The sequence below is a fragment of the Legionellales bacterium genome, assembly GCA_026125385.1.
GTDB lineage: Bacteria > Pseudomonadota > Gammaproteobacteria > JAHCLG01 > JAHCLG01 > JAHCLG01.
The window spans coordinates 36208-63105 of record JAHCLG010000013.1; the positions used below are offsets into that span (position 1 = coordinate 36208).

A 26898-nucleotide genomic window follows, 5' to 3' on the forward strand; every position below is an offset into this window, starting at 1 on the left:
TACCGCCTTTTAATCGCTAAGAATGTCGACATTCACACAAAATTGATAGCCACCACCGCGCACGGTTTTTATCATTTCTGGATTTTTAGGATCAGTCTCGATTTTACGCCGTAATCGGCCTACTTGCACGTCAATGGTGCGATCAAAGGGACCTGCTTCGCGTTCCCGAGTTAAATCTAATAATTGATCACGAGTTAAAACTCGATGGGGGTTATTTACAAAGGCGATTAATAAATCAAATTCTCCCGCGGAAAGTGGCACGACGACGCCATCGGCGGCTTGTAAACGACGTTTATTCTGATCCAAAATCCAATTACGAAATTGAATACGGGGTAAAGGGATGAGTTTTCCATCGCTGGGGTTATCACTTAAAATAGCGTTGCGGGCACGGCGCAAAACCGCTTTAATTCGTGCTAATAATTGACGTGGGCTAAATGGTTTGGCGACAAAATCATCTGCACCGGTTTCTAAACCGGCAACGACATCCGCTTCACTGTTCATGGCAGTAAGCATGATAATAGGTGTTGTGAGTTTTTCGCGAATTTTTCGGCATAAACTAAAACCATCATCCCCAGGAAGCATAATATCTAATAAAATTAAATCCAATTTATCTTTCCCCAAAACCGCCAACATATCTTCGCCATGATGACACACGGTTACGCGATAACTATGTTTTTCCAAAAATTCTCGTAAGAGTTGGCAAATTTCCAGATCATCATCAACGATGAGAATATGTAGGCGTTTATCCATGGTTTCATCATAAGGTTTATTAACGGATGACAAGAATATACGGCACTTACGAGATTAAGAAAAGCGGTAATTTGCTGGAAATTCAAACTCTGTGATAATATTTGGCTATGGTGTATTTGCAGTATTCTAAAAAATTACTGGAGAAAATTTTTGCCCCCTCACGCCCTCCCTTTAATTACTACGCTCGCGGCTGCATTTGGGTTAGCATTGCTCTTTGGATTTATAGCGGCACGCTTAAAAATTCCCACTTTAGTCGGATATTTATTAGCAGGTATCGTGCTAGGACCATTCACGCCAGGATTTGTGGCTAACACCTCCATTGCACACGAATTATCTGAAATTGGTGTCATGTTATTAATGTTTGGTGTGGGACTGCATTTTTCTCTTAGCGATTTACTGACAGTGCGTAAAATCGCTGTGCCTGGTGCATTAATTCAAATTATTGTGGCCACGCTATTAGGGGTTGCTGTTGCTTTGCCTTGGGGATTTGGTTTGGGTGGTGCTTTAATTTTTGGTTTAGCACTGTCGGTTGCCAGTACAGTGGTTTTATTGAGAGCGCTCGAAAGCCAAGGATTACTGGAATCCATTAACGGTAGAATTGCCGTGGGTTGGTTGGTCATTGAAGATCTTGTTATGGTCTTAGTATTGGTTCTATTACCACCGTTGGCAAAATTATTGGGTGGTGCTTCTCCCCATTTTCAAAGCAGCGATTCTCTCTGGTTGATTCTGGGGGTAACTCTGCTGAAAATTGCGCTCTTTATTACTTTAATGCTAGTGTTGGGACGGCGATTTTTCCCAAAATTATTGTGGTGGGTGGCAAGTAGTGGTTCACGCGAATTATTTACACTTAGTGTGATAGCGGCCGCGATTAGTATAGCTTACTTAGCTTCCATTTTATTTGGTGTTTCTTTTGCATTAGGGGCTTTTTTTGCAGGAATGATGATGCGCGGTTCCGATCTCAGTCATCGAGCTGCAGAAGAATCATTACCCTTTCGCGATGCATTTGCTGTATTATTTTTTGTTGCCGTTGGCATGCTATTTGATCCTAAAATATTAATTTTAGAACCATTCCACGTATTGGCAGTCGTGGGAATTATTATCATTGGTAAATCGCTTGCAGCTGCTATGCTCGTACTCTTTTTTCGCTATCCACTCAACACGGCTTTAACGGTTTCCGTAAGTCTCGCCCAAATAGGTGAATTTTCTTTTATTCTGGCAGGCCTTGGTGTTGCCCTCGGTTTATTACCCGTCAATGGACAAAATTTAATTTTAGCCGGCGCATTAATTTCAATCGCAGTTAATCCTTTTATTTTTGCCGCAGTGAATCCATTTTTAAATTGGCTACGCAAGCACTCGGCATTAGCGCGAAAATTTGAACGCGCAGCAGATCCTTTAACCGAATTACCCATGACTACAGCGCCAAAATTTTTATCAGAACAAATTGTATTAGTGGGTTATGGTGATCGTGTGGGAAGCCGGATTGCACAAGCTTTTATTCAAGAGGATATTCCTTATGTCGTAGTTGATCAAAATCGTGAATTAGTTGAAGAATTAAGAAATCAAGATATTGCGGTGGTATCAGGCGACGCAGCAGAACCGAGTGTGTTAATTCAAGCTCATATTGCACGCGCAAAGTTAATGGTAATCGCATTACCTAATACCTTGCATGTGCAAAGAATGATTGAAATAGCGCGTATGCTGAATCCTAAAATTGAAATTGTCGTGCGCACGCATTTTGAGGAAGAAGCTGAACGTTTAGAAAAACAAGCGCGTGTAAAAGCATTTTTAGGAGAAAAAGAACTCGCACATAGCATGAGTCACTATGCTTTAACCTACTGGAAAACTGAACATTAACAATGTAACGATCTTGTTACCAAAAATAGTGACGCTGACATTTTGAAGTTACTCGCAAATTTTATACTATTCCCATACTCAATTGAGTAACCCATAATTCCACCCCATAGGATTATGGGGACATTAACGTGTCAAATGTAAAGTGTGCTGGTAAAATGGGGGAGAACAATGCTGCGTATCTCCCCCGTTTTTTTTGCGGATTAAAATACTTTTCTATTCCTTTAAAATGCCTTCTTGATCAGCTTCAAAATTTAATTCTCGAATATAATCTTGAATTAATTTTGCCGAAATAGCTAATTTTTGCGAGGCTTGCGAACACTCGGAAAAATATTGTTTTGATGCCTTGTCGTTAAAATTAGCTTGCGGTTCAATGGCTGCTAATAATTGAGAAATAATAGCACTTAATTCTGAAATCACTTCTGCCAGTGGCAACAGATCATGTGCGACTTTTTTAATGGTACGGGTCATGTGGTTTCCTTTTACAAAATATCATATTATCCATTCCTCGAACGTTTCCAACATTCTCGATAGACGCCAATAATCATCACTTCATCGTGTAATTTTAATTTGTTAGGGTGATTTAACGGTGAACTTAAAATAAGATGATCATTCATCTTGTGTGCAAAGCGAATTAATATCTCATTAGCTGGGCGCGTATATGCCAAGATAATTTCGCCATCGTTAAAATGAAGCAGTTGTTCGAATATAATCATATCGCCTACTTCAAATTTTGGCGCCCATTCATGGCTAGTCACATAAATGCTTATGGAATTATTTTCATACACTTGGGAGGTGATGATAAAGTTATTCGTGGTTAGTGATTTTTTTTCGTTACTTTGATAATACATGCGCAGTTGATCGGGGTAATATAAGGGTACGCGGTAGGTTTTGATTGACGTATTTTCTTGATGAATTTCACCTTGTCCAGTGGCTAGCCAAGTTTCATTCACATTCAAATATTCTGCAATTTTTTTCGCATTTTTAGAAAATTTAACATCATTATTGAGAATATAGTGCAATCCAGAAGGTGACAACCCCAGTTTTTCCGCCATATGCGATTGTTTAACCCCCATGGTATCAACGAGATACTTGAGGCGTTTCGATACACTGTCTAGATTGTCGAGCTTTTCGGAGGTCATTAGTGTTTAGCTCTCTCACCGGAAAAGCGGTAGCATAACAGTAACTGAATAATTATTCAAATTATATTAAAATTTTGGTGTTGAAATTTCGAAACCGTTCTATATTCGAATAAAATTGCTATTTGTCGCGTTATAACTTGAAAATTACGCTTGACTTCGAATAAATATTCAGTATTATGTCACTGTCTTTTCGAATTTTTAGTTAGAGATAGGGGTAGTCAATGCAATCTGTCGATGAACAACCAGTCAATCACCAAGCCATTCCGTTAGCGCGTTTTAAAATTGTGAAGCATTATTATGATCAATCCATTGCTCGCGTAATGTTGTACGATCATGAAAATGCGCAAACTCATTTGTTGACATTGCCAGAACTCGTGCAGCACGATGATTTTCTCACTAGTCTCAACGCAACGGATTTACGCATCGTGATGTCGATGTGGGTCGATTATGAAATATTACAGGAACGTCAAGCCATTCGCGATCTTATTCATTAACGTAAATATTTTTCAGACGAGCAGAAAATTCCTGGCTTGCTATTTTCTGATAAGAGCAATTACCACGTTTATTAATACGTTCTCTGTGTGTTATGGTAATTGCTCGTTTTTTTGATAGTTTCAAAAGTGCAAACTGCAGTTATTCAAAAGGATTAAAAGTAATGGAGAATCATTATTCTAGTAAATTATTGTAATATTTTCACCATATTTGGTTTTTTTTCTCTCTCTGATTTAATATATTAGATTTTTGTATGCTATATATTCCCGCATATTTTACATGACGACATTTTTTCCCAGGTTTCCTTTACAAGTAATTTATTAGATTGAAAATCATAAACAATCAGATTACCTAAGGCGTTCGGAGCAAGAATATCAGTAGTGATTTTTATAAACTCAGATAACATCAATCCTGTTAGAATAGATACTAAAGGTGCAATTGTTATATTCGGAATTCTGGAGCTCACAAAATTATCATTTTCTATGAAATCTAAGAATAATGTTCCTGACTCTCTGGCAGAATTCTTCCAGCATTCAATACACCCGCTTTTCCCTGGTATGACTGAATAAAAGAAGCAATATTTCCAATCTAAAGCACCACAAATAAAAGGGACTTTTTCATTGATGCAGGCCTGGTTTACCCAGTTTAGGATTTGGTTTCTGGGTTGATCAATAACACTAATAACAAACTCTTGGCCAGATATAATATTGGAAACGTCATCATTCGATGATATTTTAATATTAATAAAATTTAGTTTTGCATTAGGCAAAAATGCTTTTATTTTTCTTTTTGCAATATCAACTTTGCGTAGACCCACATCAGATTCATCGTATATTATTTGTCTATTGAGATTTGATAACTCGATTTTATCAAAATCTACGGCTTGTATTTGATGTATACCTAATGCTGCAAGTTCATAAAGTATATGGGAACCAGCTCCACCGAGCCCTAATAGTGTAACTTTAGTATTTTGTAGTTTTTTTTGATAATTAAATTTATTATGACTAGAAGATGTGTAGGCGCCAAAAAATTCAATATTTCGTTCCCAGCGTTCAATCTCATAGGGTGAAAATTCTTTACTATTTAGAATGACATTGTCTTCTAGTAAATAAGCTTTATCAAGTGATGTCAGCAGGTCATTTAAATATGATACTTCTTTTGGATGAGTGTGATTAAGGATTTCTTCTATTTCTTTGACAGTTTTTTTGCCATCCAGTAGCTGGCATACCGTTTTGATAAAACCTTTACTATCACCCAGCTCTATGGCTGTTCCCGGACTTTTAAAAAAATATATTTTATCTTCAGATGTGTAATATTCAACCATAGCCTTTAGTATTGGCCGACTAGTGTTTTTCATAATTTTTCACTTAGAGCAAATTGATTACGCTACTTGAGCTGTACCCGCTATACTTATATCAATTTCTTTTATTTCGAAACTCATTTCTCACACCTCTTCATTTATTCAATAGATGACATATTAGCATAAGACTTGCAACTGAACAATTGATGTATATTGAATGGCTCTCTGGCGTTTCCCTAACAAATAAAAGCTTTTATGATTGGTTAAAGTATGGTAATTTACTGCATAGTATGTTTTTTACTATAAAAAACAATTCGTGAATTTCCTTCGCAATTATAAATGGTAGATACCACTCGATGCTTAAGTGTTTTAAATTTATTTTATGTGTTTTGGCAACCCTAAGTTATTTATGTGGTAGCGCCGCTGGGTTAACCATCCCTCTTGGAAATAATAAAGTTTCACTTGATCCATCCTATGCTTTGGATGTATTGAGTTTATTTGTTGCGAGACAAATTAATTGTCAACTGATACGCAACCAGAATGGTAATTACAAATTAGAAGCGGCAGAGTCTCTTAAATTTATATCTCCTACAGAATTACAAATAGTATTAAATAAAAATGCAAAATTTACTGATGGTTCTCCCGTAACAACATATGACGTCTTAGCAAGTTTTAATTATATAAAAAAATATCGAGCATTTTATCGAAATTTTTTTTCATGGATTAATGATATTAAAATCATAGATCAAACAAAGTTATTAATCCGTTTGAAAAAACCTGCCCCGCAACTTTTAAATATGCTTGCATCACCAATTTATTCAATATATAAAAAATCTTTTTTAGCCAGAGCAGAAAAAAATAAATCTCTTTGGCATAACCCAATTGGTTGTGGTGGGTATAAAATACTGAAGTTTACAAAAAAGGAAATCCAGCTTGAACCAATACATAAGGGATTGCCAATTAAGTTTGTTTTTAATAATGAAAATCAAATATCGTCTGCTGATATTGATAAATATGATTTAATCACATTGAAAGTTAGCCAAAACTTAAAGAAGTTGTCTAATTTCCAGGATATAAAAATATTTGATCCGTCACAGCTTTATGTCGGGTTAAATGTTTCTAAACCTATTTGGAGTAACAAAAGCACACGATGCTCTTTTCTTTCAAAAATTGATGATAATGATTTAAAAAAATTATATGGTGACTCTGGAATTATAGCTAATGATTTCCTACCTCAAGGTACTCTGGGGTATAATAAGAACTTCAATTTTGCAGCAATAATTCATGCTAACACTGAAGATTATTCGTCCTTAAAAATCACAAAGGATATATGCGTCGCATATATAGGGATTAGTATACCTAAAGATCTTATAAAAGGTTATCTAGATACTATAGAAAAAATTTCACCTCGCATTAAGCTTTTATCAATTTCAAATCCTAGTAAATTTGCTCCAATTTTCTTAAAGAAAAAATGCGATATAATTATTTTTAGCTTAAAATCTAGTTATTATGATGGTTATGAATATTTAGATGTATTCGCAGATAAAGATGAAAATTTCACTGGAATTCATGACGAAGATCTTATTTCTAAAATAAAAAAGAGCCAATACGTTACCGATTTAAATAAGCGCGCAATGCAATATCAAAAAATTATTAATAATATTGCAAATAAATGCTATATAAGACCATTGATCACGGTCCCAATGAGAGATATTTATGTGAAAAATATATTTAATGCTCCTGGTATTTCTATAGGTCCATATGCCGAGTATTACCTTGGAAATATTGCTTTAAAATAGTTATTAATACCCATATTGAGCTACCCTCTGATTAAAAAATCGAATTTATTCTGAACAAATTAGTAAAATTTTGCTTACATTAATGTTGTTTAAACCCTTTCTCACTGGATCCATTAACTTTCACTCTACTAACTGCTTCTATGAGTGATCAATTTGCACGATCTTCATTTCTACGAGCAATATAACTTTCTTAGAAAGACTCTAAGTTAATGTTTTTTTTATATTTAATAAAATCAATTTTTTATGAAGTGGGGTAGCTCAATGTGGGTTAATATATGATACGCGTAAATTTTGTTTTTAATGGCTTTTCATGTATGCTTAAATCGGGAAATTTTAATCTCGGTTCAATATTCAAACTAAGGATTTCCCATATCGTTTTTCAAGTTTCAAAATATCCTTGTAACACAAAATAGCAAATACTGTTGAGAATAAGGTCATTATTAATCCAAATGTTTTAGGCGTTGCATGAATAAATAAGATAAACACTTCTGTGATACCAATTAAAATTAATATTTCAGTTAGAAAATAATTTTTTGTAACCATATGGCTATTTTTTGTGGCACGTAAAGGCACAGTGAATCCGTTGCCTATTTGTGCAATAAACGAACTTCCCAAAAAAATAATTACATATTGCATTTGATCAGGATTGGGGATATAACCATACACTAATTTAAATAAAGGTGACACGTAGAGTAAAGAGATCGTTAAGAACAACGAAGTTGGAATGATGCCTGTATAAAAATATATTGGCCACCATGTGACATTTTCGTTACATTCTTGAGAAAAAGTTTGTGACGCTTCTCTAATTGCTATTTGCATTGCTGCAACAAATGGCATGCAAATAATAAATGCTAATTGTAATGTTAGTTGATAGGTAACTAAAAAATTTGAAGAACTTATAAAATAGACAAATTGCAAAGCAAGAATAAAAGGTGTAATCCCTCTTATTAAATAAACACCTAGTTCGCCCCACCATACTTTCATAATCATAGGCAAAGGATATTTATCCCAGCCCATTCTATTTTTTGATAGAAAATAAAGTCCAGAAGAAATAGCTAGGATATATAATATAGTAGTAGAGGATATTAATATTATCATTGGATAATAAATAGAATTTACTGTGGTACTTCCGTGAAAATAGTAACTAACAATCTGACTATCTATAATAATATTTAAAATAACTAGAACAAAAGCTATTTTCATACTAAAATTTTGTTTTTTAGAAGCAACTAATATACCATCGACGGTGCAATAAAGTGTTTGAAGAATCATATTTATGAGGCCAATTCGTAGATATGCTATTGCTAAGGGAATATAAGATGTTTGAACTTTACAAAACGTTACAAATTGATATGAAAATACCCCTGCGGTAATGGCTATGCATAGCGCAATTGTTCCTGATAAAAGTAAATGATTAATGAGTACTGAGCCTTCCTTACCTTTACATTCTTCACGGTTAAAGAATACTAGACAACTTATATAAGTTGCTAATCCAATGAATTGTCCAAAAGTAATAAATACATACTGTAAATTATGTATATATAGTGCTGATTGACCTAAAACGGCAATATATCGATTATCAATTATAGGGAAAAATCTCTGAAATATTTGTGAAAAAACGATGGGTAATAGAAGAATAAAATGATGTTGCAAATTCTCTGGTTTTTGAAAGCATTTTTTTATAATAGCTGTAAATAATTCCATAGATTAAACCTTCTTTCCATTAATATCTACTTCTTCGTGTCTTTAACTCTGCGCCTCGCCTAGAATCCAATTGCTTTGAGTAAATACACGACCTTAATTAAATTTGACACTTATTCATAACGTTTATATTTTAAGTTGTGTAGCGAATTAAGCCTACATAAAGGCTATAACTGATACATTAGCTTGTAAATTTAACTCATCAAAATGGTTGAAATATTAAACATATATTTGGAGCACATAATAACATAAAATAACGCTAAATAATACTATTTAATGTACTCCTGCATGCTTCTCTTGAAAAGATTGTTAGTTTAATTTTTTTCTACATTCAAACAAAATCATCGGTATGAATAGCTCTGGTGTTTCACTATCCTTACTGATAATAATTTTATTGACACTAAGATTAGTCTTATTAAGTAAACTCAACCATTCTTCTTTAGAACGACTTAAGCTATTCCAGTTAACCATCAAATTTAAATCATTTAATACGGCTCTTAAATACCCTAGATGTGACTTTTGCGGCAACATAAAATCGACAATGAGCAATTTAGCTTCATTAGACAAACTTTTTGCGCATTCATTCAGAATTTTAATGGCCATGTCATCATTCCAATTCAATAATGTGCGGCATAAGACATACAGATCACCACTTTGGGGAATACCTTGAAAAAAATCACCACCGATTATGGTTACGCGCGTCAGACAATTATAGGCATTTAGAACTTTTTCAGCGTTTTGTACCACGGTTGGTAAGTCGAATAAGATACCAGTTTGATGAGGATTGTTTTTCAATACATTGCCCAAAAAATGCCCTTGAGCACCAGCAACATCTACAATTCGATGGTAACTATCAAAATTATTTTGCCAAATTTTTTGTTCCAGGCAGGTTCATGAGTTTTAAGGGTGAATTCAAATTCTTCAAATGCTTCATAAGCTCTGATTAAATGAGGTGACCTCGCACGAGCTAATTGTGGGGTTAACTCTGTGCAATAAACCCTATCCTGAGAGATAAGTACGATTTCATGTGCTTCTAACACTCTTAAAAAACGTTTAAGGGCGTCGTGATTAAATTGTAATGTTGTCGCTAGTTCTAGTGTGCTAATACCGGTACTAGGAATCAACTTATCTAGCTTGTACTCACCAGCTAGTAAAATTACTTTAGCGGTCACATAGCTAAGCGCCAAGGTATAAATTTTATGAGGATTCTTTTGCATTGGAGTCTCAAGTCGGTTTACTATGGGAGATAAGTTTAACTGTTTACACGATTAACCACAATTTAAACATGGCGCATATTTATTCTAATAAGTTTACATTGAAAACTTCAATAAGAAATATCTTTCTAGGTACTTTTTTAGTTATTTTTATTTCAGCGTTTTTTTTTATCGCTGTATTTTAGTAATCAAGAAGCTGCCACGCAAATTCGGCAGAACACGTTAGCTTCACATAAAATTTTAGTTTCATTGATTGAACCGAGTTTGGTTATTTCCAATACCTTAGAAATTCGAAGGCTATTGGCATTAGTTAGTAGTGATGAGCACACTTTTTCAGTAATTGATGATAATAATATTGTGTATTTGCCCGATTATAAATTTCAAGATTTAGTCGATGAAATTATAAAATCGGATAAAATAAAACATGGCTGTGAAATCAATGATTTTTTCACAATAGCATTTCATGGTCGAACATATCAAGTATTATGCTCAATAATTAGCAAGCCTGGAATCATATCCTTTAAAGGAAGCCCATATTTAATCAGCTTTAATTTGGAAAATCCTTTAAAAATTTCAATTAATACACTTCTCTATTTTTTAATATCTACGATATTGATATTTTTAATTACCTATTTTTGGTTTGGGATTAATTTAAAGAGAAAGTTATTAAATTATCTGTATTCACTTGAGGTTCAAATCAAAAATAAAAATTTCAACTTCATAGAGAATGTTTCTGCGGTTAAAGATGATAAAATACCTCTTGAAATCGAGAATATTCGCGCGGCTTTTCAACAGCTATTAAGCGATCTGGGTAATGAAACGAATAAACGAATTGCCAGTGAAAAAAAAGCCGCCATTAGCACACTAGCAGCTCAGGTTGCTCACGATATTCGTTCACCTGTCGCTGCAATTCAAATGCTAAGCAAAGAAAACTGCTTATTGCCAGAAAATACTCGTAAATCGTTAAAAGATGCGGCAGCTCGAATACAGGATATTGCCAATAATTTATTGTCTCAATATAAAACTGGTGCTAAAGATACGGCAGAGCAGAATAGTTTATTTTTAATTTCAGATGCAATTAGTGCTGTTGTTTCTGAAAAAAAATTACAATATTCAGAACGCAAACTAAACTTGCATATTCAAGCACAAGGTGATGCCAATCTCGCTTTTATATATTCAGACCCCATTAACTTTAAACGAATGCTTTCCAATTTACTCAATAATTCGATTGAGGCCATAGGTGAAGAGGGTTCTATTTCCATTGTGCTTCACTCATCACAAGATTATGTTGATGTGCGGATCACGGATGATGGTTGTGGTATGTCTTCCGTAAAAATAGCTAATATTCTTAATGGCAATATTACTTCAACTAAAAATCAAGGTTCCGGTTTAGGCTTGCAACATGCGCGAGACTTTATGAAAAACGCCGCGGCAAAATTTGATATTCAATCAACAGAACGTATCGGTACCACTATTCACTTACAATTTAAACGAAGTGCTTCTCCTCCATGGTTAGCTGATAAAATTTCTATTAAAAAGCAGAGTACTATTATCATTCTTGATGACGATGTTTCCATTCATGGCGCATGGGATCGATATTTTGCCGATCGAATTAATGTTGAGTATGGCATTAATATTCTGCATTTTCACCAAGCAGCGGAGTGTATTCTTACAATAAAAAATAATTTCAACACGCTGAAGGATGTAATTATATTAACGGATTTTGAATTACTTAACCAAAATATGAATGGTTTAGATGTAGTTGAACATAGCGGTGTAAATAATACAATATTAGTCACCAGTTATTATGATGACCGAAAAATATTAGCAAGGGCAGTATCACTGAATGCTAAAGTATTACCTAAAATGTTAGCCAGTGAGATTGAAATTGAAATTAATGAACAGCCTCAAAATTTTAAAATTCCTGAGGCTCCAAAAAATGAAGCTATCGATATAGTTTTGCTGGAAGATAATCAAGAGTTATCTGATATTTTCGCATTTATATGTGAACGCAATGGAAAGCAGGTAAAAATCTATCATAACCCTTACTCATTATTTACGGATTTAAATACTTTCGACCCTCTTGCTACCAAAATTTGTCTTGATCTTAATCTCGGCTTCGATCCTGTCAATGGAATTGATATTGCCATTCTTCTGCATAATAAGGGATTTAAGCAAATTTATCTTGCTAGTGGCAGCCAGATCGATCCAAATTCTGTTCCCGAATATTTAATGGTATTAAAAAATAAAATCGATCTGACGCGTCTTTAGAAAAATTATTTCTTAAAAATCTCTTATTGATCGCCGTTATGATTTGATTCTTGCATATAATCTTTCACTCTTATTATTTCCGCTGCCAAGCATCTTTTAATTGCGCGGCAAATGCGTTCATGAGTTCGGGTTTTGGAGAATTGATGACAGGTGATTTAAGCGGTTTTGCGGATTTAGGTGGTTTATGGCCTTGCTTCATCGTTAAACTAATACGTTTACGCGCTTCATCAACTTCTAATACTCGCACTTTGACAATTTGTCCGACTTTCACTTCTTGATGCAAATCTTTCACAAAATGATCGGCAATTTCGGAGACGTGGACTAAACCATCTTGATGAACACCAATATCGACAAACGCGCCAAAATTCGCCACATTAGTGATGACACCTTCTAGTTCCATACCAATTTTTAAATCTTTTATTTCATTGACACCTTCAATAAATTTTGCCATTTTAAATTCAGGACGCGGATCACGACCGGGTTTTTTTAACTCGTCAAAAATATCGCGTAAGGTAGGCAAGCCTACTTGATCGCTGACAAATTGTTGGGGATCGAGTGAGTTTAATAAAGATTCATTACTAATTAATTCACTGACGGGTTTTTTTACTACCGCAGCAATTTTTTCGACGATAGCATAACTTTCTGGATGAACCGCAGAGCCATCTAAGGGATTTTTTCCATTAATAATTCTTAAAAAACCCGCTGCTTGTTCAAAGGTTTTTGCACCTAAACGAGGTACGGATTTAATTTGTTCGCGATCGTCAAAACGTCCATGTTGTTCGCGATATAAAACAATATTTTTAGCAATTGTTTCATTTAAGCCTGAAATACTGGTTAATAATGGCACCGATGCGGTATTAATATCAGCACCGACGGCATTCACGCAATCTTCCACGGTGGCTTGCAAGGAATGTTCGAGTTTTGTTTGATTGACATCATGTTGATATTGACCCACACCAATAGCTTTCGGATCAATTTTTACTAATTCTGCTAGTGGATCTTGTAAGCGTCTGGCAATCGATACTGCTCCGCGATAGGACACATCTAATTCTGGGAATTCTTTTGCTGCTAGTTCAGAGGCAGAATATACCGAGGCACCCGCTTCTGAAACCACAATTTTAGTCATGCCCAACTCGGGTAGTTGTTTAATTAATTCATTCGCGAGTTGATCGGTTTCGCGTGAAGCCGTACCGTTGCCAATACTAATTAATTTTACCTTAAAATGTTGGCATAATTTACCCAGCATTGTTAACGCTTCATCCCATTGTTTTTGCGGGGGATGTGGGTAAATCACCGTATGAGTTAATAATTTTCCTGTACTATCGATAATGACCGTTTTCACACCTGTGCGGTAACCGGGATCTAATCCTAAAACTACATAATTACCAGCGGGAGCTGCCATTAATAAATTTTTTAAATTATCACGAAAAACTTTAATCGCTTCTTCATCTGCGCGATTTTTAAGTTCAAGCATAATTTCCAAATCAAGTTTGGATTTTAATTTAATTTTCCACGCCCAGACGATGGTTTGCCAAAGCCAATGAGTAGGTGATGGTTTCAACTCTGGTGAAAATGTTTTAGCAATTAAGCCATAACAATGTTCGTTTACCGTTTCATCGCGAAATTCTAAATTAACATGAAGAAAATTTTCTTTACGTCCACGAAAAATAGCGAGTAAACGATGCGAAGGAATGGTTTTAATGCTTTCGCTAAAATCAAAATAATCGGCAAATTTAATGCCAGATTCTTCTTTATCTTTTGCAACTTTGCTAATGATAATGCCTTCTTGCCACAGCTTATCGCGTAATTGTTGCAACAGATCAGCTTGTTCACAAAATAGTTCAGCTAAAATATGACGGGCACCTTCAAGTGCCGCAGCCGCATCGGCAATTTCTTTTTCGGGATTTATATAGGATTTCGCACAGGTTTCAGCATCACAAGCTAACTCTGTTAATAATTGTTGTGCCAGTGGTTCAAGACCTGCTTCTTTGGCTATTTGAGCTTTTGTGCGACGTTTAGGTTTATAGGGTAAATAAAGATCTTCTAAACGAATTTTGCTATCGGCATTTTCAATTTCTTGTTTTAATTCAGGACTGAGCTTGCCTTGTTCTTCGATGGATTTTAAAATTGTGTGTCGACGATCTTCTAATTCGGTTAAATAAGTTAAACGTTCAGTTAAATCTCTTAGAACAGTATCCGATAAGCCACCCGTTGCTTCTTTACGATAACGGGCAATAAACGGCACCGTTGCCCCATCGTTTAATAATTCCATGGTGGCGGTAACCTGAGAAGATTTAATATTCAATTCCTTGGCAATCGTTTCAACAATATTCATGAAAATAGTCCACTTAATTTAAAATCTGAAATGAAGAAAACGATCCCACTCATCAATAGTGGGATCGAAACGTAATTTATTTTGCTTGCATCATGGCTATTGCAGTGTCTAACATGCGATTGCTAAAGCCCCATTCATTATCATACCAGGCTAAAATTTTGCAGGTGGTGCCAATCACTTTAGTTTGGGTACTATCGAAAATTGAAGAGGCAGGATTGTGATTAAAATCGATCGAAACTAAAGGTAAGTCGTTATACGCTAAAATTCCAGCAAATTCATTTTGACTGGCTTTTTGAATGACGGCATTAATTTCTTGGATGGATGTTTCGCGTGCCGCCTGAAAGGTTAAATCGACGACAGAAACATTAATTGTCGGAACGCGTAAGGCAAAACCATCGAGTTTGCCATTTAATTCAGGCAATACTAAACCGACGGCAGCAGCAGCGCCTGTTTTAGTCGGGATCATGGAATGAGTGGCGGAGCGTGCGCGTCGTAAATCGGTGTGATAAACATCCGTTAGCACTTGATCGTTGGTGTAAGCGTGAACGGTGGTCATTAAGCCATTCACAATACCAATTTGATCATTTAATATTTTAGCAACAGGGGCTAAACAGTTTGTGGTGCAGGAAGCATTTGAAATAATTTTATCGCTAGATTTTAAAATCGAATGATTAACACCAAAAACCACGGTTGCATCGACATCGGTTCCAGGTGCAGAGATTAAGACTTTTTTTGCCCCCGCTTGCAAATGTGCTTGTGCTTGACTGGCTTTGGTAAATAAACCCGTACATTCAAACACGATATCGATATTTAATTTTTCCCACGGTAATTGTTTGGGATCGCGTTCTGAAAAAACCTGAATGGTATCGCCATTGACAATGAGTGAATTACCTTCAACTGTTACTGTTCCAGGAAATTTGCCGTGCGCGGTGTCGTATTGGGTTAAATGCGCATTGGTGTTAACATCGCCTAAATCATTAATGGCAACAATTTCAATATTATGTTTTTTATTCGATTCATAATGGGCGCGTAAAATATTACGTCCAATTCTTCCATAACCATTAATTGCAATTCTCAGTGTCATATTTTTTCTCCAGATTATTTATAAAGGTAATTGTTTGAGTATATATTCTTCACGCTTGAATTTTAGGCTTTGTTGTCGAGCTAAAGCTGATCAGTCATGTATTCAGTATACATTCCTTCGCATCTTTAACTCGACACCTCGCCTAAAATCCAATTGTTTTGAGTATAGTTTCTATCGTTAATCCAACCTGATCAAAAATGGTTGGCGCAGGTGCCGATAATCCGAATTGATCGATGCCAAATACTTTACCATCGAAACCGACGTAACGGTACCATGATTGCGAACTCGCTGCTTCAATTGCTACGCGATTACGAATTGAGGGTGGCAAAACGTGATCGCGGTAGGCTTGATCTTGTTGCTCAAAGACCTCACAGCACGGCATGGATACGACACGTGCGGCAATATGTTTTTCTTGCAAGCGTTGATAAACACCTACAGCGAGTTGTAATTCAGAACCACTGGCGATCAAAATTATTGTTGGTGTGGAATGATTTTCACATAAAATATAGCCACCGCGTTGAATTAATTTTAGTGTTGCATCATCACGGCTAAAGGCAGGTAAATCTTGGCGCGATAAACATAAACAACTCGGTGTGGATTGCGATTCAATGGCGTGTTTCCAAGCAACTGCCGTTTCGATGGTATCCGCAGGACGCCATACATTTAAATTAGGCGTCGCGCGTAACATCGCTAAATGTTCAATCGGTTGATGAGTAGGGCCATCTTCGCCTAAACCAATCGAATCATGCGTGTAAACAAAAATGGCACGTTGCTTCATGAGTGCACTTAAGCGAATGGCATTGCGCGCATAATCGCTAAACGTTAAAAATGTTCCAGCAAAGGGAATGATACCACCGTATAAACTCATGCCATTGAGAATGGCTGACATGCCAAATTCGCGCACACCGTAATAAATATAATTTCCTTGTGGATGTTCGGCGCTAAATGAAATAGCATTTTTACCGCGAGTTAAATTTGAGCCAGTTAAATCCGCCGATCCACCAATTAATTCCGGCAAAATTTCGCTATAGGCTTCAATACATTTTAATGATGCTTTACGCGTTGCCATTTTTTCCATAGTTTCTTGGCAGGTGTGAATAAACTGTTGGGAATGAGTGTGCCAAGCCGTTGGAAACTCTTTTTGCATGCGGCGTAAAAATTCTTGAGCTAATTCAGGATATTTTTTTTGATATTCTACAAATAACTGTTGCCAATGATTTTCGAGTTCTTTGCCATGTTGAATTTTATTCCAAGCAGTTAAGATTTCATCGGGAATCATAAAGGGTGGATGTGGCCAATTTAGCGCAAGTCGAGTAGCAGCAATTTCAGCTTCACCCAAAGGCGCCCCATGCGCATGAGCACTCCCGGCAACATGCGGTGCACCGTGCGCAATTTGGGTTTTACAAATAATTAATGTCGGACGAGTATGTTCTTGTTGTGCTTGTAAAATAGCATTACGAATTTCTTGAGCGTCGTGACCATTAATATTGTCGATCACATTCCATTGATAAGCGCGAAAACGTTCAGCGGTATTATCGCTAAACCAATTACCCACTTCGCCATCGATGGAAATACCATTATCATCATAAAATGCAATTAATTTATTTAATTTCCACGTACCGGCTAAAGAACACACTTCATGCGAAATACCTTCCATTAAACAACCATCACCTAAAAATACATAAGTATAATGATCGATAATATTAAAGTGATCGCGATTAAATAGTGCACTTAAATGTTTTTCACTTAACGCCATGCCTACGGCATTGGCAAGCCCTTGTCCGAGAGGTCCTGTGGTGGTTTCCACACCCGGTGTTTCAGCAACTTCAGGATGTCCTGGCGTTTTGGAATGTAATTGTCGAAATTGTTTGAGATCGTCAATCGAGACATCGTATCCGCTTAAATATAATAAAGCGTATTGCAACATCGAGCCGTGACCATTCGATAAAATAAAGCGATCACGATTGTACCAAAGAGGATTACCTGGATTATGTTTTAAAAAATCATTCCATAAAACTTCCGCAATATCGGCCATCCCCATTGGCATGCCTGGATGACCCGAATTGGCTTTCTGTACTGCATCCATGCTTAACACACGGATGGCATTGGCGAGTTGTTGACGAGAAATCATGTGCGTTTTACTCTCGGCGATAAAATAAGGCGCTATTTTCGCCTAGATGGCGAGAAATGCAAAGTAAAATTTCAGAAGTCTATTGCGATTTACCACGCATATCAATTGGCCAAATATCAATAATTCTATCATCTTGTGTAATATAAAGATGGTCAAATAAATTCATGGTAGGATCGCAGTGTGAAACCATTAATTCGATTTTAGTATTTAACGCGATCCTCATATCGTTTGGTTTTAATAATTTACCATGTTCATCGCCATAACCCCATTCGTATTCAAGATGACAATTGGCAGGATGAATGACTAAGGGTCGACTGTTATCGAGATAGAGTGCTTTTAATCCCGCATCAAGCGTGACGTGACTCGGATGATTATTGCTGATGACGGTTGATAATAAGGTTAATGCTGGTTTAAAGGTGCAAAAATTTTTAGCGGAAGCAGATTCAATATTAAAATAATCGGCATCCATGACAATATAGGAACCAGGTTGGATCTCGGTGACTTCGGGGATATCACAATCGATATCATAGGTTCCCGTGCCCGTTCCCGTTAAAATTTCTGCGGGTAAGTTTAATTGTTGTAATGCCGTTAAAATTTCACCAGCTTGACGCATATATTGCTGCGATATTTTTTTTCGTTCAGAATACGATTTAATGTGTTGTATATTTCCAGCGTAGCACTGAACTCCCCGTACGGCTAAGTGAGAATAAGCATGAATGGATTTTGCAAATTCAATCGCATCGTAAAATGACACACCAGTACGTCCAACATTGGGATCAATATCGACTAACACATTTAAACTGTGATCAGCACTTCTTGCTGCTTCATTTAGCATTTGTGCATTGCTTAAATTATCCACTACGACGGTAATTTCGGGATCTTCACTAAAACAATTAATTAAATGATCAATTTTTTCTGGAGTTGTGATTGGTGACGTAATTAAAATATTACGCACGTTTTTTTGAATAAGCACCATGGCTTCGCTAATCTTAGCGCAAGAAATTCCAATGCTGCCCGTTTGCAATTGTAATTTTGCAATTTTAGAACATTTATGGGTTTTGACATGCGGACGGAGATTTTTACGTTTGGATTTCACATAAGCTTGCATGGTTAATAAGTTTTGTTGCAACAATTTGCGATCGAGCGTTAAACACGGCGTGTCTAAGTCCCATTTGGAATGACCAATATAAAAATCTAATTCGCGCATACCTAATTCGCTGAGTTATTGTTTTAATTCATGGCATATTTTAACACATAATTGACATCATAATCTTTGCCGTATTGTTGTCTAATGACCGGCGTAATCGAAATGTTAAGATTATTGGCTTGTAATTGATATAGTGGTAAAGCTTGATCGACTTGTTGAGTTTTATTGAAGTTACCATAAGCTTGTGAAAGTTGCTGAGCAATTTCGGCGACACGTTGTTCGACTTGCTTAAAATCCGTTTGATGTTTAAATACGGTAGATTCAACTTGCACCAGTTTTAATTGGTTGTTTTGATTAAAACTTAACACGACTAATGCGGCATCATCAAAGGGTTTAGGTAATGCTTCGGCTTTATAAGACGTCATACCATAAAGCGCATGTAATCCATATTGAGAGGGGGTGACATAGCGTAAATAAGGGGTTAATTGCACACCTTGAGCTTTCACGGCGGTTAAACTCATTCCAGGGGTTAAACCGAACATGGCATTTTGGGGATTAAGTGGTTGATTGGTGGAAGCAAACGCATAAAAACAACAAAAACTGATCACAAGACTCCAATATTTCCATAACTTCATCGCTAAAATCCTTCTTTAGAGTTAATGAAACGGTATGACATTAACGTAATTGCGGAGATATTGCAAGATAGCAGCGACTTCTTAATGATTATGGAAGCGTTTTAGCGTTCTATTGCATTGGGTGATGATGATTTTTTCTACTCGTTGTAAAGCAGGATAACTACCATGAACTTTTTCAAACTCTTCTTTTACCCTACTGAAATTTTCTTTTAAAGTGATGGCAAGTTCATTAACTAACTTAATTAAATAATGTGATTTGATATCGCAAGCATGGGCTAATTGAGTCCAATCTTCAACCGTTATGGTGTTAGGATTAAATTTATCTCCAACTGCAAATGCTAATTTACTGTCGATGCGAGCAATTGCTCTGGTGCAAACTAAATCATAAAATGGAGCAAGTTGTATTTGTTGATTCGATTTATAAAGCAAAGCATTGTCTATTATTTTCAGATCGCGAATAATGTGGGTTCTTGCACTGCCCTCTGGCAATAAATTGGCAAAAAAATTGTGAGCTTTTTTGCTGGTAGGTAAATATTTTTCGGAAGTAAGCGGTAATTGTTGGGAAATAGCAAACCCATGGTCTAACCAAGTATCATGGTATTGAAATCCTATTTCACCCTGATTATCGGGTGTTAATTCTCCTACTAGTTTTTCTTCATACCAAACAATTAGTCGATCATTATTCATCAGCCTGTAGATCCTTTTCGTGATGGTAGCGATAAGTGCGTGGTTGGATGATAATATCTAGACCTAATTTATAAAGCGTTGCTAATGTTTTACCTATTTCGGCAGTTTCTTTGCCACGTTCTAATTCCGATAAAAACCGCATGCTCACATTCGTGAGTCCAGACACTTTTTCTAAAGTTAGGCCATGGCTTTTTCGAAAGGCTCGCAAAAGTGTTCCTAATTCACTGACGGTAGTGACTTGGCCGAAGTGGGGTTTAAGCGTTGAGTTATTATTCATCAGTATTATTCCAAAAGTTATCGTACGGTAAAAATAGTCCAATTTTTAGGAGTCGTCAATGCATTTTTTATCGTACGGTAAAAATTTAAGGAAATAGGTGCTCTGCTAGACTAAATTTTCCCGTACGGGATAAAATAGAGCTTAAAGATATTAAACAGGTTACGCTGAATGCGAGCTTAATTCATACCAGGTATCTAATTGCTGAAAAAGTTCATCTAGCCCTGTTTTTTTCAATGCAGAAAATAATTGCACCGAAGCTTCAGGATGCCATAAGGGTAATTGTTTTTTAACTTCCCGCAAGACTTGGCTTTTATCGTTTTGATTGAGTTTATCAGCTTTGGTTAATAAAACATGTACGGGTAAATTACGCTCTGCACTCCAATGCAACATATTACAATCCAGTTCTGTTAAGGGATGCCGAGAATCCATTAATAAAATCAGTCCGCGCAAACATTGGCGTAATTCTAAATACGCAGCTAACGTATTTTGCCAGCGTAATTTCGTTTCTTCAGAGACTTTGGCGTAACCATATCCCGGTAAATCGACTAACCTTCTTGTGTCATCTAAGCGAAATAAGTTAATCAGTTGGGTGCGTCCAGGTGTTTTCGAGGTTTTTGCCAACGTGCGTTGTTGACATAAACAATTTAAGGCCGAAGACTTACCTGCATTCGAGCGTCCTGCAAAGGCGACTTCAAAACCGCTATCGGTAGGTAATTGTGATAATTTTGCAGCACTGGTTAAAAACTCAGCGCGTTGATAATGCGATGCTGTCATGAAAGGCCTATTGATGTGAAATGATTGAAGTGTAACATAAAATGATTATACTGTTGTTAGTAAAATCTCACGCAAGGATCGCTTCATGAAAAAAGTAGTAGGCTTATTATTATTAACCAGTCTCATGACGTTTGCACACGCCAACGGCAACGTTGAAAATGGCAAAAAACTCGCCGCGGCATGCGGTGCTTGTCATGGAATGAATGGAGTGAGTAATAATCCTCTTTATCCTAACCTTGCCGGACAATCGCAACGCTACACCTATTTACAATTGCAAGCCTTCAAAAAAGGTGCGAATGGTGGACGGGTCAATCCACTGATGAATGGCATGGCTGCCAATTTATCCGATCAAGACATGCAAGATTTAGGCGCGTATTTTGCGAGTTTACCCGCAGGTCATGGTGAAACAGCAGCCAATTTAGCGACCTTAGGCGAAACGATTTATCGTGGGGGTAATTTAGATAAACATATTCCTGCTTGCATGGCATGTCATGGGCCGGATGGTAAGGGTAATGACGAAGCAGGATTTCCCGCGTTAGCCGGTCAGCACGCGGAATATGTGTTAGCGCAATTGCAGGCTTATGCCAAAGGCGAGCGTGGTAAAAATATGATGAGTGATATTAGCGCAAGATTATCCAAAGAAGAGATGGAAGCGGTGGCCAGTTTTATCCAGGGCTTACATTAGTAAAGTTCGTATTTTAAAACACAATAGGTATAATACCCCTCACTACTGTATCGAGGGGGAAACTTATGCAACGCATCGTCAAAATAATTGCTATTCTATTTTTTATGCCATTAGTGGCTTTTGCCAATTCCTTTCAAGCAGGCAAAGAGTATCAACTCATTAAAAATCCTCCCGCGTTGAATTTAGCCCAAGGTCAAGTGCAAGTTATCGAATTTTTTAGTCCAGGTTGTCCTTGGTGTTTTAAATTAGAACCCTATTTAGAAAAATGGTTAGCCAGCAAACCAAAAAATATTACCTTTGAACGTATACCGGTGGCCTTTGAACAAGGCTGGGATACCTTAGCAAAAGCATATTATGCAGCAGAAGCTTTGGGTGTTGCCGATAAAATGGTTCCAGTGATGTTTAATGCCATTCATGAACAACAGTTGGATTTAAGTAGTAAAGAAGCGCTCGCTGATTTATTTGCTAAACATGGTGTTAAGAAAGACGATTTTATGAATGCGATCGATTTTTCACCAGGCATTGATATGCAAATGCAACAAGGTCAAAAATTAATGTCACAATATGGAATTTTGAGTATTCCAACCATTGTGGTGAATGGCAAATACAAAACCAATCCCGCCTTAGCAAATGGTGATTCCGAAAAAATGATGAAAATCGTTGACTACTTAGTCAAAAAATCGGCTTAACATAGGTAAATTTTTTTGAATGGACGTATCACAATTACTCAATGAATTAAACGATATTCAACGCCAAGCAGTTTCGATGCCCGCGCAAAATTCTTTAATTTTGGCCGGTGCGGGTAGTGGAAAAACTCGCGTATTAACGCATCGCATTGCTTGGTTAATTCAAGTCGAACGTGTCTCACCTTTTCATATTTTAGCGGTAACCTTTACCAATAAAGCCGCTGGAGAAATGCGGCATCGTATCGAAGAATTATTAGAAAATCGTCTGCCAGGAATGTGGGTGGGAACTTTTCACGGTATTGCTCATCGGATTTTGCGCCGTCATTGGCAAGATGCGCATTTACCAGAAGCCTTTCAAGTGATCGACAGCGATGATCAATATCGCTTAATTCGGCGAATAATGCGGCAATTAACTATTGACGAAAATCGCTGGCCACCTAAACAAGTGCAATGGTATATCAATCAACAAAAAGATTTAGGTTTGCGTGCCGCGCAATTAAATCCCCACGATCATTTTACTAAAACCATGAAACAATTATATGCAGCGTATGAAGAGGCGTGCCAGCGTGCTGGGGTAATTGATTTTGCCGAACTCTTATTGCGCGTTCAACAATTGTGGCGGGAACACCCCGCGATATTACAACAATTTCGCGATCGATTTCGGTTTGTCTTAGTGGATGAGTTTCAAGATACCAATGCCGTGCAATATGATTGGCTAAAAATTTTATTAAGCCCACACAGTGTGGTGATGGCGGTGGGTGATGATGATCAATCCATTTATGGTTGGCGTGGTGCCAAAATCGAAAACATTCAGCAATTTTCTCGGGATTTTGCCCCCGTTGCCACTTTACGCTTAGAGCAAAATTATCGTTCCACCGCGACTATTTTGCAGGCTGCGAATGCCGTTATTTCACATAATCAAGATCGTTTAGGTAAAAATTTGTGGACGGATGGCGAGACCGGTGAGCCGCTTAATTTATACATTGGATTTAATGAAATTGATGAAGCGCGTTTCATTTGCGAACAAATTCAGCAATGGAAAAATCAAGGCGGCTCTTTAAACGAAGTGGCGATCTTATATCGTTCTAATGCGCAATCGCGTGTGTTAGAAGAATCTTTATTACAGCGCGGCATCAGTTATCGGGTGTATGGAGGCTTACGGTTTTTTGAGCGCGCTGAAATTAAAGATGTCTTGGCATATTTGCGTTTAGTCAATAATGAAGACGATGATGCCGCGTTTGATCGTATCATTAATACGCCCACTCGAGGAATTGGCGATCGCAGTAAACAATTATTTCGTGATATCGCTGCACAGCAAAATTGCAGTTTATGGCAAGCCGCACAATTTTGTTTGCAACAGCGCGAACTGAGCGGGCGCGCGGCAAGTTCAGTGCAACAATTTTTAGATTTAATTTTATCTTTACGCGAAACGACTAAGACATTATCGCTTACCAAACAAATTGAACAGGTTACTGAACAGAGCGGTCTCATTCAACATTATCAAAAAGAAAAAGGCGAGAAAGGCCAATCGCGCTTAGAAAATATGGCAGAATTAGCGGTTGCGGCCAGTGAATTTGTTGAAAATTTAGAAAACAATCAAGACATGGAATTATCCCCGCTCACTTTATTTTTAACGCAAGCGGTTTTAGAAGCAGGTGAAGAATATGGCGACAAATCTAATCAATGCGTGCAATTAATGACATTGCATTCTGCTAAAGGATTGGAATTTAAATTCGTTATTTTATCTGGCATGGAAGAAGGTTTATTTCCGCATAGCATGTCATATGCGGAACCTGGTCGTATAGAAGAAGAACGACGTTTATGTTATGTAGGAATGACGCGTGCGCGCGAATCGTTACTTTTAACCGCGGCTGAAAGCAGAAGAATTTATGGGCAAGATGCCAGACATCGTTTATCGCGTTTTGTGCTGGAAATTCCCCAACATTTATTACGCGAATTACGTTTAAAATCACAAGTCGTAAGACCCGTATGGCAACATCCCATAGATGAAGGTGAATTTAAATTAGGTCAACGCGTGATCCATCCGCATTTTGGTGAAGGAATTGTCATGAACAGCGAAGGTAATGGTGAACATTCGCGTGTGCAAGTGAATTTTCAGCGTCATGGAGAAAAATGGCTGGTATTGAAATACGCGAAATTAGAAACGCTGTTTTAGAGGAAAAATTTATATGCCCCTTCATCCGCAATTAAATGCATTGTTAAAAAAATTTGCCGAACTTCCCGTCACTGATTTTAATCAATTTACCGCAAGGCAGTTGCGCGAATTAGCACAGATGAATCATTTTATGTGGGGCGCGCCTCCCGCAATTGCTCGAGTTCGCGATATCACCATTGAATTACCGACGCATGAAATTCCTCTGCGTATTTATCAGCACGCTACCCAAAAACGCCCAACATTAATTTATTTTCATGGCGGTGGCCATGTCTTAGGAAATTTAGCCACCCACGATACCATTTGTCGTCATTTGTGTTTAGAAGCCAATGTTCACGTGATAGCGGTGGATTATCGGTTAGCGCCAGAAAATCCGTATCCTGCTTGTCACGAAGATGCTTATTCTGCATTGCGTTGGATTATTGAAAATGGGCATTCATTTAATATGGATGTTAATTCGATTATTCTTGCTGGCGATAGTGCGGGCGGCAATATTGCCGCCTTATTAGCATTGCGTGCTCGCGATGAAAATATCGAAAAAATAAAATTACAAGTATTGTTGTATCCAGAATTAAATTTAACCTGTCAAACACCGTCACATCAACACTATGCGCAAGGATTTTATTTAACCAAAGAAAAAATTGAGTGGTTATTTAAACAATATTTACCACCCCATGTTAAACGCGACGATCCTTTAGTATCACCCTATTTCGCCGATTTACATCAAGTAGCTCCTGCGATTATTATCGCCGCAGAATACGATCCATTGTGTGATGAAGCCAAAGATTACGCCGAAAAATTAACAGCATCACAAGTGAACGTGCTCTATACATTAGAAACTGGCATGATCCACGGATTTTATGGCATGTTGGCAATATGTGAGCAAGGCTTAACCTCGTTAAAAAAAGCAGGTCGCCAGATCCAACAGTATTTGCCCTAATGAGTATTTTGTTTTTGCAAATAATTCGCGCTGCCATCGATCCAATCTTGGCGAGCGGGAGCAAAAAAATCCACATCAATGGTATCGGCAATGGCGACAAAGCGGTGCGGCACATTCGGTGGGATCACTAAGACATCACCCGCCTTCACCGTGAATTTTTTTCCTTGCGAATAAACAATGACTTCACCTGAAACTATCCAAGTAATTTGTTCGTTAGGATGATAGTGAGTTGGAATAATGGAGCCTTTTTTTAAATACCATTTAACGATTTCCGACCGACTACCATAAATATATTGGCGAGCCGTTAAGGGGGTTAATTGTTCTTTCGGCATGCTTTCAAAATGATAGAGAGAGGGGTCAGCGTAATAATGTTGACTAATGTGGGGGATAATCCCACGATCTTCATCGGGATTAGTTTGGTGATTTGTTGCAAACGCTGTATTGCCGAGTAAAAAGCTAAGAATACCTATCATAAAATATTTTATCATGCCGACTCCTTTTACTATTTGGCAATTTTACACATTCGATTAGCTCACGTTAAAACTCATTGTCTGATTATATCTATTTAATTCTCTAGTGAAACAGCAAGTTATTAACACGCATTACTAATTCTAAATAATTTTAATTCTTAGTCCAAGTAATTAATTCAAATTGGATGTCTCAATCATCTGGTTCTCTCTATTCTTTTTATTGCCAAAATAACTATACCCAAAGCACTTCAAGATGCGGCTGAAGCCAAAATCTAGGGTTAGAAATTTTCCCTGATTGTCGAAGTGAGTTATCCTAATAAATACCTATTTTTCCTCTTATTTTGCGAAAGCTTA

General features: G+C 37.0%; 24 protein-coding genes. 8 read left to right on the top strand and 16 right to left on the bottom strand.

Going from position 1 to position 26898, the window contains the following annotated elements; translation table 11 throughout:
* Positions 1-9: 9 nt before the first annotated feature.
* A complete protein-coding gene (locus tag KIT27_06675) occupies positions 10-750 on the bottom strand; it encodes a response regulator transcription factor (GenBank protein MCW5589333.1) in 741 nt (246 codons plus the stop codon).
* 150 nt (positions 751-900) lie between these two features.
* On the opposite strand from KIT27_06675, the gene KIT27_06680 reads away from it, so the two are divergent.
* The gene (locus KIT27_06680; protein MCW5589334.1) at positions 901-2604 is read left to right on the top strand and encodes a Kef family K(+) transporter; all 1704 of its coding nucleotides are present in this window, start codon (positions 901-903) and stop codon (positions 2602-2604) included.
* A gap of 213 nt (positions 2605-2817) precedes the next feature.
* Here KIT27_06680 and KIT27_06685 read toward each other — a convergent pair whose 3' ends face one another.
* Positions 2818-3072 carry a hypothetical protein gene (locus tag KIT27_06685; protein ID MCW5589335.1) on the bottom strand — a complete coding sequence of 85 codons (255 nt, stop codon included), beginning with the start codon at positions 3070-3072 and terminating at the stop codon, positions 2818-2820.
* A gap of 26 nt (positions 3073-3098) precedes the next feature.
* Entirely contained in the window at positions 3099-3743 is a 645-nt protein-coding gene (locus KIT27_06690) for a helix-turn-helix transcriptional regulator (GenBank protein ID MCW5589336.1), read from the bottom strand.
* A 221-nt stretch (positions 3744-3964) separates the two neighbouring features.
* Here KIT27_06690 and KIT27_06695 point away from each other — a divergent pair, with 221 nt between their 5' ends.
* Positions 3965-4237 carry a hypothetical protein gene (locus tag KIT27_06695; GenBank protein ID MCW5589337.1) on the top strand — a complete coding sequence of 91 codons (273 nt, stop codon included), beginning with the start codon at positions 3965-3967 and terminating at the stop codon, positions 4235-4237.
* A gap of 254 nt (positions 4238-4491) precedes the next feature.
* Here the strand turns inward: KIT27_06695 and KIT27_06700 are convergent, their stop codons facing one another.
* Positions 4492-5592: a ThiF family adenylyltransferase gene (locus KIT27_06700; protein MCW5589338.1), complete on the bottom strand. Its 1101-nt coding sequence runs from the start codon at positions 5590-5592 to the stop codon at positions 4492-4494.
* Between the two features lie 299 nt (positions 5593-5891).
* On the opposite strand from KIT27_06700, the gene KIT27_06705 reads away from it, so the two are divergent.
* On the top strand, positions 5892-7334 hold the full coding sequence (locus KIT27_06705) for a hypothetical protein (GenBank protein ID MCW5589339.1): 1443 nt from the start codon (positions 5892-5894) through the stop codon (positions 7332-7334).
* Positions 7335-7685: 351 nt separating this feature from the next.
* On the opposite strand, the gene KIT27_06710 is transcribed toward KIT27_06705, so the two are convergent.
* The 3 genes from KIT27_06710 to KIT27_06720 form a co-directional block, all read right to left on the bottom strand.
* The gene (locus KIT27_06710) at positions 7686-9038 is read right to left on the bottom strand and encodes a hypothetical protein (protein ID MCW5589340.1); all 1353 of its coding nucleotides are present in this window, start codon (positions 9036-9038) and stop codon (positions 7686-7688) included.
* Between the two features lie 306 nt (positions 9039-9344).
* Positions 9345-9920, bottom strand: coding sequence for a hypothetical protein (locus KIT27_06715; protein MCW5589341.1), 576 nt, complete (start codon positions 9918-9920; stop codon positions 9345-9347).
* Positions 9869-10252, bottom strand: a complete 384-nt coding sequence (locus KIT27_06720) for a hypothetical protein (GenBank protein ID MCW5589342.1) — start codon at positions 10250-10252, stop codon at positions 9869-9871. Before KIT27_06720 ends, KIT27_06715 begins: the two co-directional genes overlap by 52 nt.
* Positions 10253-10513: 261 nt before the next feature.
* Between KIT27_06720 and KIT27_06725 the strand changes: the two genes are divergently transcribed.
* Positions 10514-12520: a HAMP domain-containing histidine kinase gene (locus tag KIT27_06725; protein ID MCW5589343.1), complete on the top strand. Its 2007-nt coding sequence runs from the start codon at positions 10514-10516 to the stop codon at positions 12518-12520.
* A 73-nt stretch (positions 12521-12593) separates the two neighbouring features.
* Here the strand turns inward: KIT27_06725 and KIT27_06730 are convergent, their stop codons facing one another.
* The 8 genes from KIT27_06730 to yihA all read right to left on the bottom strand — a co-directional run bounded on the left by KIT27_06730 (position 12594) and on the right by yihA (position 21590).
* Positions 12594-14855 (bottom strand): RNA-binding transcriptional accessory protein, encoded by a 2262-nt coding sequence (locus tag KIT27_06730; protein MCW5589344.1) that lies wholly within the window; start codon positions 14853-14855, stop codon positions 12594-12596.
* Between the two features lie 76 nt (positions 14856-14931).
* Positions 14932-15939, bottom strand: a complete 1008-nt coding sequence (gene gap / locus KIT27_06735; GenBank protein MCW5589345.1) for a type I glyceraldehyde-3-phosphate dehydrogenase — start codon at positions 15937-15939, stop codon at positions 14932-14934.
* A 142-nt stretch (positions 15940-16081) separates the two neighbouring features.
* Positions 16082-18070, bottom strand: a complete 1989-nt coding sequence (gene tkt / locus KIT27_06740) for a transketolase (protein MCW5589346.1) — start codon at positions 18068-18070, stop codon at positions 16082-16084.
* A gap of 79 nt (positions 18071-18149) precedes the next feature.
* Entirely contained in the window at positions 18150-19277 is a 1128-nt protein-coding gene (locus KIT27_06745; GenBank protein ID MCW5589347.1) for a DSD1 family PLP-dependent enzyme, read from the bottom strand.
* A 23-nt stretch (positions 19278-19300) separates the two neighbouring features.
* The gene (locus KIT27_06750) at positions 19301-19852 is read right to left on the bottom strand and encodes a hypothetical protein (GenBank protein MCW5589348.1); all 552 of its coding nucleotides are present in this window, start codon (positions 19850-19852) and stop codon (positions 19301-19303) included.
* An 81-nt stretch (positions 19853-19933) separates the two neighbouring features.
* Entirely contained in the window at positions 19934-20539 is a 606-nt protein-coding gene (locus KIT27_06755) for a HipA N-terminal domain-containing protein (GenBank protein ID MCW5589349.1), read from the bottom strand.
* The gene (locus KIT27_06760; protein ID MCW5589350.1) at positions 20532-20816 is read right to left on the bottom strand and encodes a helix-turn-helix transcriptional regulator; all 285 of its coding nucleotides are present in this window, start codon (positions 20814-20816) and stop codon (positions 20532-20534) included. Before KIT27_06760 ends, KIT27_06755 begins: the two co-directional genes overlap by 8 nt.
* Positions 20817-20975: 159 nt before the next feature.
* Positions 20976-21590, bottom strand: coding sequence for a ribosome biogenesis GTP-binding protein YihA/YsxC (gene yihA / locus KIT27_06765; GenBank protein MCW5589351.1), 615 nt, complete (start codon positions 21588-21590; stop codon positions 20976-20978).
* A gap of 85 nt (positions 21591-21675) precedes the next feature.
* Here yihA and KIT27_06770 point away from each other — a divergent pair, with 85 nt between their 5' ends.
* From KIT27_06770 to KIT27_06785, 4 genes are all read left to right on the top strand, one after another.
* Entirely contained in the window at positions 21676-22275 is a 600-nt protein-coding gene (locus KIT27_06770) for a cytochrome c4 (protein ID MCW5589352.1), read from the top strand.
* 65 nt (positions 22276-22340) lie between these two features.
* Positions 22341-22964, top strand: a complete 624-nt coding sequence (locus KIT27_06775) for a thiol:disulfide interchange protein DsbA/DsbL (GenBank protein MCW5589353.1) — start codon at positions 22341-22343, stop codon at positions 22962-22964.
* A 19-nt stretch (positions 22965-22983) separates the two neighbouring features.
* Complete coding sequence (gene uvrD / locus KIT27_06780; protein MCW5589354.1) at positions 22984-25137, top strand: DNA helicase II; 2154 nt, start codon at positions 22984-22986, stop codon at positions 25135-25137.
* A gap of 13 nt (positions 25138-25150) precedes the next feature.
* Complete coding sequence (locus KIT27_06785) at positions 25151-26074, top strand: alpha/beta hydrolase (protein ID MCW5589355.1); 924 nt, start codon at positions 25151-25153, stop codon at positions 26072-26074.
* On the opposite strand, the gene KIT27_06790 is transcribed toward KIT27_06785, so the two are convergent.
* A complete protein-coding gene (locus KIT27_06790) occupies positions 26071-26562 on the bottom strand; it encodes a cupin domain-containing protein (protein MCW5589356.1) in 492 nt (163 codons plus the stop codon). The genes KIT27_06785 and KIT27_06790 overlap by 4 nt on opposite strands.
* Positions 26563-26898: the final 336 nt, after the last annotated feature.

Bases quoted from the DNA above. Each gene is read 5' to 3' on its own strand.
- KIT27_06675 (MCW5589333.1), bottom strand. From the start codon at position 750: ATGGATAAACGCCTACATATTCTCATCGTTGATGATGATCTGGAAATT.
- KIT27_06685 (MCW5589335.1), bottom strand. From the start codon at position 3,072: ATGACCCGTACCATTAAAAAAGTCGCACATGATCTGTTGCCACTGGCA.
- KIT27_06690 (MCW5589336.1), bottom strand. From the start codon at position 3,743: ATGACCTCCGAAAAGCTCGACAATCTAGACAGTGTATCGAAACGCCTC.
- KIT27_06695 (MCW5589337.1), top strand. From the start codon at position 3,965: ATGCAATCTGTCGATGAACAACCAGTCAATCACCAAGCCATTCCGTTA.
- KIT27_06700 (MCW5589338.1), bottom strand. From the start codon at position 5,592: ATGAAAAACACTAGTCGGCCAATACTAAAGGCTATGGTTGAATATTAC.
- KIT27_06705 (MCW5589339.1), top strand. From the start codon at position 5,892: ATGCTTAAGTGTTTTAAATTTATTTTATGTGTTTTGGCAACCCTAAGT.
- KIT27_06710 (MCW5589340.1), bottom strand. From the start codon at position 9,038: ATGGAATTATTTACAGCTATTATAAAAAAATGCTTTCAAAAACCAGAG.
- KIT27_06720 (MCW5589342.1), bottom strand. From the start codon at position 10,252: ATGCAAAAGAATCCTCATAAAATTTATACCTTGGCGCTTAGCTATGTG.
- KIT27_06730 (MCW5589344.1), bottom strand. From the start codon at position 14,855: ATGAATATTGTTGAAACGATTGCCAAGGAATTGAATATTAAATCTTCT.
- gap (MCW5589345.1), bottom strand. From the start codon at position 15,939: ATGACACTGAGAATTGCAATTAATGGTTATGGAAGAATTGGACGTAAT.
- tkt (MCW5589346.1), bottom strand. From the start codon at position 18,070: ATGATTTCTCGTCAACAACTCGCCAATGCCATCCGTGTGTTAAGCATG.
- KIT27_06745 (MCW5589347.1), bottom strand. From the start codon at position 19,277: ATGCGCGAATTAGATTTTTATATTGGTCATTCCAAATGGGACTTAGAC.
- KIT27_06750 (MCW5589348.1), bottom strand. From the start codon at position 19,852: ATGAAGTTATGGAAATATTGGAGTCTTGTGATCAGTTTTTGTTGTTTT.
- KIT27_06755 (MCW5589349.1), bottom strand. From the start codon at position 20,539: ATGAATAATGATCGACTAATTGTTTGGTATGAAGAAAAACTAGTAGGA.
- KIT27_06760 (MCW5589350.1), bottom strand. From the start codon at position 20,816: ATGAATAATAACTCAACGCTTAAACCCCACTTCGGCCAAGTCACTACC.
- yihA (MCW5589351.1), bottom strand. From the start codon at position 21,590: ATGACAGCATCGCATTATCAACGCGCTGAGTTTTTAACCAGTGCTGCA.
- KIT27_06770 (MCW5589352.1), top strand. From the start codon at position 21,676: ATGAAAAAAGTAGTAGGCTTATTATTATTAACCAGTCTCATGACGTTT.
- KIT27_06775 (MCW5589353.1), top strand. From the start codon at position 22,341: ATGCAACGCATCGTCAAAATAATTGCTATTCTATTTTTTATGCCATTA.
- uvrD (MCW5589354.1), top strand. From the start codon at position 22,984: ATGGACGTATCACAATTACTCAATGAATTAAACGATATTCAACGCCAA.
- KIT27_06785 (MCW5589355.1), top strand. From the start codon at position 25,151: ATGCCCCTTCATCCGCAATTAAATGCATTGTTAAAAAAATTTGCCGAA.
- KIT27_06790 (MCW5589356.1), bottom strand. From the start codon at position 26,562: ATGATAAAATATTTTATGATAGGTATTCTTAGCTTTTTACTCGGCAAT.